An 8,558-nucleotide genomic window follows, 5' to 3' on the forward strand; every position below is an offset into this window, starting at 1 on the left:
TAAAAGTAGGATATGCATTCTTACCACATTCTTTTTTATACTGTTCCACAAGGCTTGTACAACGTGGACCTGTCCATTGGACACAGCCTAATCCAAACATCCCTTTATATCCTGATTTTACACATTCTTCTACCAACTCACTTGTAGACTTAATTCCTACCTCGGTAATATTTTTGTATGAATACTTCTCTGCATATTTAAAATACTTATCTACATAAATAAGATATTTCGGTTTCTTTTCAGGGTGTCGTACATAATTTGATCCTTCAAATTTTCCTACTCCTCCCTCCTTAATAATGTTAGCAAGAATACCCGCAACAAATGGCATTTTAAAACCTTCAAGCAACAATGCTTCAGCTGCCGCATATAATGATTGCTGTTTTTCTTTCGGATATTCTGATATATTCTTCTTTAAATTTTCAAGATATTTTTTTGATTCTTCATTCATATTCTTTGTATTTGAATCATTTGACTTTGTGGCATCTTCTTTCTTTTCATTCGAATCGTTTGACTTTGTGGTATCTTCTTTCTTTGTATCATTATTTTTTGTCGTAGTTGATGTAGTATTATTTTTTGAAGTTGTATTATCCTTCTTTGTGGTCGTTTTAGTTGTTTGAGATTTACTATCATCGTTTTTTTCCTTTTTTAACAATTCTTCAATCTTCGCTCTTGTTTTTGCTCCAACGATACCATCCGGTTTTAACCCATATTTTTTCTGAAATTCTATAATCGCTTTTTTTGTCTTAGGTCCATACTTCCCATCGATCACCAATTTCCCGCAGTTAAACTGATTCAATACTTTTTGTAACTGCTTAACATCTTCTCCTCTACTTCCATATTTCAAAATCCTTTTGCATTTAAATGTAATCACCGTTGCTTCTGTTGTTTTTTTCGTAGATGTCGTCTCTTTTTGTCCATCATCAACAATTGTGATAATCCCCTTGTTTACACATGGTAAGCAACTTTCTTTCGTTAATACTTGTTCGTTATTCAACTTATAATTACTTTTACTCTTCTTCCATGTCTCTTTAATCACAGGGCTACAGGTTTGTTTTGTAACACTACAATTACCAAATGACGTAATATTGGTTTTGACAACATTGTCTTTGACCGTCGCTTGATTTTTTCCTTGTATTTGTGCACCATGGCTCTTTGGAACTTTTAGTTTTGTTGTGATTGTACCCATGGAACATTTTAAAGTGGCTCCTTCTACAACAACGGATGTATCTTTTGATTTTGCTTCTTTGATTTTTTTCTCACTCACTAATTTATCAATCAGTGCCTGTGTTTTTACATCAACAATACCACTTTGCGTTAATCCATTTACTTTTTGAAAAGCAAGTACTGCCTTTTCTGTATCACTACCGAATTTCCCATCTACTCCTTTCGGATTATAGCCAAGATAAAGCAAATTTTCTTGTAGTTTTTTAACTTTTTCTCCTGTACTTCCACGACTTAAACCTGTATTATTCTTACTAGTTGTCTCTTTTTTATTATTATCTTTAAGCGGTTTCCAAAGATCTGTTTTTGTTACATTAATATCTTTATCACCCTCATCCAGAATAAACCTTCTTGCTTTTAAATAATGATCCGTATATCCTCGCCCTTCACAATATTTCCTTAAATCTTGTACTTTTGGTCCTATCCCCCAGCCATGTCCCATAATCTGACCATTACCAATATACATCTCTACATGACCAACACAATCATCTTCTAATCGATTCATATTTCCTACAAAAAAAATCAAATCTGCTTCCTTCAAATTATCTGTATTTGGATACAATGAGTCCTCACAATAATCCACATCGATTGCTTTTTTGTTTCTATATTGTGCTGCCGAATATCCACCTATATCTATATTAACTGCTTCTTTATATGCCCACGCCACTGTAGAGGAGCAATCTCCATATCCAGTTGCAACTCTCAGTCTTAAATTCTCCTTATTGTATTTGTTCTTATTCTCTCGCGATTTGATTTTTTTTACCACTAATTTTCTTTTTTCATCTGCAGATAAGCTCATCATATACCTCCTAATTACATGGAAAATCATTAATAGAATAAAACAAGTTTGTAACTATATCTTTCTCTATGCTAATATACAATATAAACGAATCATCTTCTTTTGATACAACTTCATAACACTCCATTTCATTATCGTAGGAATATTCAAACCCTCTTTCTTTTAAAACAGCAAGTGCATCATCAATCGTCATCCCACAATTTATTCCAAAGAGATTATAACCTTGAATTTCTCCAAACAAATGCATCATTATAATTTTATGCTTATTAAAGTAAACCGATATCATTTCATTATATCCTACATAAGAATCATACTCATCACCATCAGGTGCTTTTTCTATCTCTAATCCTGTTTCTTCTAAAAACTCCTGTTCATTACAATCAATATAATCATAAATATCTATACCCTCTGTTACTTTTTCAATTATCTCATCACTTGATGGTTTTTCTTCACTATCATCCTCTATTGGACTTACACTTAAAACAATACGAAAAACCACATCTTTATCATTGTAAACAAAAGATAATAAATAATTCTCATATTGATACATTAACCTCATACAAGCCTTTTCATCATAATCATCAGAAATAATCTCTCCCTCACCATACAGTTCCAACACTTCCTTTATATCAATTCCAATATATGCTCCTCTTGCTGTCTTATATTTATCAGTCCGCAAATCAATTTGTGTAATATAATATGTATCAAAATCGACTCCCCTAAATGTATAATTTGTATTTGAAGTATATATATTAAAATCTTTAAAATTATGATAAAAAGTCTTGTAAACATATTCGCCTACATATACTTCCCCAACATAATTATTAACACTAGCGCCTTTTTCAATCTCCTCTTCCGGAGTCTCAAAATCATCATATAGCGAATCCAGCAAAACCAGATTCTCCCCATCCGTTATCGCAAAATCAGATGCATTTATCGGGGCAATTTCTTTCGGGACGTTTTCTATATTCTCTTGTGTCGTTTGATCTTCTTGATTTTCTTGACTAGTTTCTTGTTCAATATTCTGTCCTGCTGTATCTTCCCCTTGTTCCGCTTCTATCCTATTCAAGTTTTCATTCACTTTTTTTGTACTACTGCATCCTACATTCCCAACCAGCATACACAATACCATTCCTAATAATACAATTCTCTTCATATTATATTCCACACCCCTTCTTTTATCTCCTATACCGATATCTTCTCAGGTATACTACACAACAACTGATACACAATCCCTTTGTCCGCAACATCCTCTCTAGCAAGCTCCGCATCAATATAAACCGGCACCATTCCCTCAATATACGGAATCAATCTCTTATAATCACTATCATTATCTTTATCTTTATTCTCTACTATCATCAATCTACAATCACCCTTCTTCCCGTTCTTGTTCCTGCACTACGACTGCCTCTTCCCTTTTGTACCTCTGCCAGAATAGAAGCAAAGTAAGAATGTATCTGCTCATTATTAATATTTTCTGTCGCTCCCATACGCAATTTCAAGTATTGCATAATAAGTGGTCTATGGATTTGCTTATTCTGCATACATTGCATCGCAAACGCGATATCATATGGATTCGTAACATTACTCTTCATCAATGCTTCTCCAAAATAGTATGTTATTTCTGGTGCAATGGTTGTTCCGCCAATCCCTGCATACGGAACATAGAGCCTGTTTATCGTGTTATGTACCGTCGTAAAATCATCCATGTCTTGATAGTTTTGTCGCAGTTTTGCTCCTGCTTTTAAGAGAAATCGACACAGTTCCATTTCATCTTCTCCCTGAACAGGTTCATCGGATAGCACAATCTTTGCGCGAGAGGTTGTAAAATCTGCTGTAATCACTGGAGTATCAAACACAACTTTCAGTATCATCTTCTTTTCTGTTGCTTCATATCCAATATATTGTTTCTCTTTCATCAAATATAACTTTCCTTGATGCTTAATAATTCCTGATTTCACAATAATTTGATCTTCATCAGAATCAAATGTACTCTCTACAACAGCATTATCAGCCATCTCATTATCTTTTACTGTAACATCCACCCCTGTAATTATCCCGTCTGAATAGTCCTCGTACACAAGCGAGAACATATCTCGTGGATACTCCATCAAGTTAATCAACATCTCTGATTTTAATATACTGTCTCGCTTAAAATGCGGATATTTGTCTTGAAACATGCCTGCCTCCTATTTTGTTCCATCAAAGAAATTCACTTCCCATATGTTGTTTTCAAATGCATAGTATTTTTCCTCACCAAGATATAGCTGTGTTTCTTCCCTTGCTATTGGCACAACATAGAATCCCCATCTGTCATTTGCTGCAAATACGAAAAATTTCACTTCGTAATCTTTAATCGTATCGGTTTCACTCTGAACGATGCAATTGCTGTATTCTTCATACCGCTCACTGATTTCTTCAAACGTATATGGCTCATAATTGCTTGCATCGTTATAGTAAGGATATCGGTATTTCACCTCACCATCTTCACCATAAAGAAGAAATTCAACTTTAGTCAACTCTTTACCCAATGAAAGATAACCATATCCTTGGTTTGTATCAATCTGATTAATTAAGATTTTTTTGGTATTTTCATGGGTATATGCTACAATCATATATGGTATTTTTTTATCGATTGTGTTTAATTCCATTCGCACTCTTCCTGTTTCTACATCATGAATATATTGAATCAAACCTCTCACACATGCCATTTTCAAGTCAAAAACATTATGTGCTTCCTGCTTACTCGTTCTAAAATCAATACATTTTCCTGGTATGAATTCTTTTATTGCATCTTTGAATAAATCTATTTTGCAGGATTGTCCTGATAATTTAATCACCGAATAGTCTTCTAATTCACCTGTTTCAAACATATCCCCTAAAAATCGATTGATAATCCAATAGATATCCGCTTTCATTAACTTATCGATATCCATCTTGCAGAATACGATTTCTGGAATTTCATGTTGTAAGCAAAGTTTGTCATTTCTTCGGATAACTAAGTTCCAAGCATCTAATACGATTAAATCGCAGTCATCTGGACTCATCGCTTCCTTTAGGGCAAACTTTATCCTTGAAGAATTATTATATTGATAAAACTTCTTCTTTAATTGTTCCGCAATAGAAAAAAGAAAATCCAAGTTGTTTTTTACTAAGAAGTATTCTTCCTTGCTCCTATTTTCAAACTCCTTGTACTTTGTTGGTATTACTTTTTCTACAAGTTGATAGGCTCTCTCAAACGCTTCATAAACGCCCTGTCTCCCTTTACTGTCTACGGCGCGGTAAATGTCCATCTCTTTCTCATCAATATAATCACTAACATTAACTTTGCAGTGATCCATATAATACGCTGCTAACACTATTTTCAGATATTGCATAATTCGGTATGTAATGTTGTTTCCTCCAAAGTTTGCTTCGCCATTCTCATAAGAGGTATCGATATTCACTCTATACGTAGAGTTTTCATTTGTTATTCTGAATTTGCAGGAGGACAAATCGGTTGTTCCACCACCACAATCAATTATCATGGCGGACAAATATTCGTTATTATAATATGTCTTCTTACCAATCATATTGTGAATGGTATTATAAAGTACCGCACTTCCTTCATCTAGCATTTCTTGAGTCATCAACTCATATTCCCATAATAACTCCTCAAACATTTGCGAAAATTGCTCTTTTAGTTTTACTGGACAAGACAAATGCAACTTATGAAAGCGACACTTAAAACGGTCTTCGGCTTTTCTTATCACATATAGCAGGTAATTCCGAATAATTTCTCCACGTGTTATTGTCATTGTATTTCCTTTTATGTCGACTATATCTTGCTCTTGGTTATATGTTTCAACCCACCTTTTCATTTCATAAAATATGCTAAAATTTTCATCATAAAATTTTATTTTTGAATCCGCTTCGGCTTCATAACCAAAATGGAAAATGGCTTCATCATTCGTACACTTTGCTACACTTGCTAATGTTGGGATAACAGGACTAAACTCATTAGAAGATACACTTGTATTTTGAAATAGAGCAATATTGATATCATCTAAACGAGTACTTCCATTGGAAACATCCTTTTCATCAACCAAGTTTATATAGTTATAATCAAGATAAGCACCCACAGTTGTATTCGTTGAGCCAAAATCAATTGCTAGTACTGCATTCGTATCTTCTACCTCTCTTACCTCTACATTTGCTAAGGGAACTTGATAATAATCAAGTATTACTGGCTTATCTTCCCCTTCGTAATAACTGTAGAACAAATAATCTGATTCTTTTTTATCGAAATAATAGATAAAATACTGCTTACTTTGACTTATCTCAATCTCCTGCGCACTTGACTTGATTAAATAAAATGTCTGTTCATCACCACTTGATACGATATTAAGTATCCCACATAGTTTTCTTGTTTCGTCCATTAATAATGCATTCGTATTATTCAGATAAAAACATTTTTCTTTTCTTTCTTCAACACTAGATACATGTTCTTCTATCTTCACAGAGTAACCTTCATATTCTGTCATCTCTAAACCTGTATAAAAAATCATCTTAGAGGGATTAACAATACTATGACTTCCTTCACGTTTTGTACCTATCTTTTTTAGTATTGTTTCTCCAACCCTTTCAAAACCACCTTCACAATGCTTCCTAATTAAAAGGTCTTCTGGTATTCCCCTAAATCTCATTATCTTATCTATAAGTTCTCCTCTATTAAGAGGATTTAGTATTCCATTAATTATTTTTTCCTTAATACATATTTCTTTTAACTGTATTGTTGTCATAGTAACAAGATTACTTTTCCTATAGCCATTATATTTATTCGAACTTCTTAATGGATTTGACTGCATTTTCTTGTCTCTCCTCCCTATTCCCGATTGAAACGTAAAAGATTAATATAATACAATCTGATTCACATGCATCGTCTTATCTTCCCCAATTACTCCAAAATGCTTATCCCAGTACAAACGAATCTCATATTTTACGGGTAAAAAGAAATCCAGAATAAATGTAAGTTTCTCTTCATACCTCTTTGACTTTGACACACCAAGATAAATTAAGATTTCATCTTTCTCTCTTCTGTTGATATAGATTGCACTATTATTAAAAATCGTATGTATCGTTTCTTTGAATAGCAACAAAGACTCTCCTACTTCATAAAGCATTAGAATCCTTGTAAGCAAGTACTGTCTCTCTACTTCTGTAAATATTAAAAATTGTTGATATGCGTTCTTGCCAAAGAAATTATTTTTGATATCATCGAGTAGAAGCCCCTTATAAAACTCCCATTTATTCATACCCATATAGGCATCTGTATCCGAAAGATGATGTATTAGCAAATCAAAGAGTACCTCTTTTAACTCCTCATGCTCGCTGTCATCTAAGGAATACATATCTCGAAAAATTTCGTAAAATCGATAGTATGGATTCACTTCGATCTCATAAATTGCTTTACTGTTTCTTTTTTTCTTTCCTTTTACTGCATGACTTTCATTCTCATCAAGGACGGTCTTATTCAAGTCCTCAAAAGACAGTTCCATATAAGGGGAATATCTTTTTGCTTTCACAAATTTTAATTGTTTTTTTAGTATTCCTCGCCTCTCTACTTCTATAATCAAATCCCAGATATAATTCAAGATAACAACCTTCCTTCACACAGATATTCAGGAAAATATTGCTGTAACTCCGATACAAGAAAACTGATTTTGTCTCTAGTAAGAAAATCAAATTCTTCCGCTTGAAAATCCAGTAATAATATTTTCTTACTATTTTGTTCCCGTATCTCGTCCACCAAAAAGAAATCCATTGGATAACTCTCTTTTTTCTTTTTTGAAGAATCCATAATTGTAAATTCCACTAAATGAATAGATTTTGCCACCTCAAATGACTGAATCACGCGAACCAACTCTGCTTTTGTTCGAATTACCTTTCCTTGTTTCTTACTAAAGCGATTAATAAAACTATTTTGTGTCTGATTTGTCATCAAATCATATATATTGCTTCTAAGTGTAGTTTCTTTTGGTGGTGTAACCACTTTTTTAATTTCCCAATTAGACATATTTGACACAGGAGCAATCAATGTCAATGTATCTTCTCTTCTTTTAACATATCCATTAAAGGATTCATCAAGGCATACAAGATATCCATGCTCTGTTCCTTCCTTTTCCAATGTTACTTCATGTTGATAATTCACATGGTCATCGGCAGGAACAGGGAATGTTAAACTTGGAAGCAACACTGTTTTCACATTCCATAACGGAACCATATCTCTTTTTTGATATCTATTGTATTCTCCAAGATCAAACTGGATATCTATAATCTCCTCGCCAAGCTCCATTTTTTCATCTATTCCAATTAAATGCACGTCTGCAAATTTTTCAACATAAGGGCAATTAAGAGTCGTCCAAATTACTCCATTCCGAATAAATGCTTGGTACAGCTCTTCAATACCCTTTCTATATATGTCACTTTGACGTAAACGAATTTGAATAGTATACTCATGTTTTTCTGTATATATTTTCCCTGTATAAATTTCTTTTTT

General features: G+C 33.3%; 7 protein-coding genes. All 7 read right to left on the bottom strand.

Annotated elements, in window-relative coordinates:
• Positions 1-2,020: peptidoglycan-binding protein (locus RMR19_RS12735; RefSeq protein WP_310603870.1), on the bottom strand; the 2,020-nt coding region annotated here is incomplete at its 3' end.
• 10 nt (positions 2,021-2,030) lie between these two features.
• The gene (locus tag RMR19_RS12740; RefSeq protein WP_310603871.1) at positions 2,031-3,176 is read right to left on the bottom strand and encodes a hypothetical protein; all 1,146 of its coding nucleotides are present in this window, start codon (positions 3,174-3,176) and stop codon (positions 2,031-2,033) included.
• 29 nt (positions 3,177-3,205) lie between these two features.
• Complete coding sequence (locus tag RMR19_RS12745) at positions 3,206-3,379, bottom strand: hypothetical protein (protein WP_310603872.1); 174 nt, start codon at positions 3,377-3,379, stop codon at positions 3,206-3,208.
• Positions 3,379-4,200 (bottom strand): hypothetical protein, encoded by an 822-nt coding sequence (locus tag RMR19_RS12750; RefSeq protein ID WP_310603873.1) that lies wholly within the window; start codon positions 4,198-4,200, stop codon positions 3,379-3,381. The genes RMR19_RS12745 and RMR19_RS12750 overlap by 1 nt, the downstream gene beginning before the upstream one ends.
• 9 nt (positions 4,201-4,209) lie before the next feature.
• Positions 4,210-6,867 (bottom strand): hypothetical protein, encoded by a 2,658-nt coding sequence (locus RMR19_RS12755; RefSeq protein ID WP_310603874.1) that lies wholly within the window; start codon positions 6,865-6,867, stop codon positions 4,210-4,212.
• Between the two features lie 42 nt (positions 6,868-6,909).
• Entirely contained in the window at positions 6,910-7,653 is a 744-nt protein-coding gene (locus tag RMR19_RS12760) for a hypothetical protein (protein WP_310603875.1), read from the bottom strand.
• On the bottom strand, positions 7,650-8,558 hold a 909-nt coding region (locus RMR19_RS12765), incomplete at its 5' end, for a normocyte-binding protein (RefSeq protein WP_310603876.1). The genes RMR19_RS12760 and RMR19_RS12765, both read right to left, overlap by 4 nt.

It is taken from the genome of Anaerosporobacter sp. (assembly GCF_031551385.1).
Lineage (GTDB): Bacteria > Bacillota > Clostridia > Lachnospirales > Lachnospiraceae > Anaerosporobacter.

Coding starts and splice junctions, on each gene's coding strand:
- RMR19_RS12740 (WP_310603871.1), bottom strand. CDS start 3,176: ATGAAGAGAATTGTATTATTAGGAATGGTATTGTGTATGCTGGTTGGG.
- RMR19_RS12745 (WP_310603872.1), bottom strand. CDS start 3,379: ATGATAGTAGAGAATAAAGATAAAGATAATGATAGTGATTATAAGAGA.
- RMR19_RS12750 (WP_310603873.1), bottom strand. CDS start 4,200: ATGTTTCAAGACAAATATCCGCATTTTAAGCGAGACAGTATATTAAAA.
- RMR19_RS12755 (WP_310603874.1), bottom strand. CDS start 6,867: ATGCAGTCAAATCCATTAAGAAGTTCGAATAAATATAATGGCTATAGG.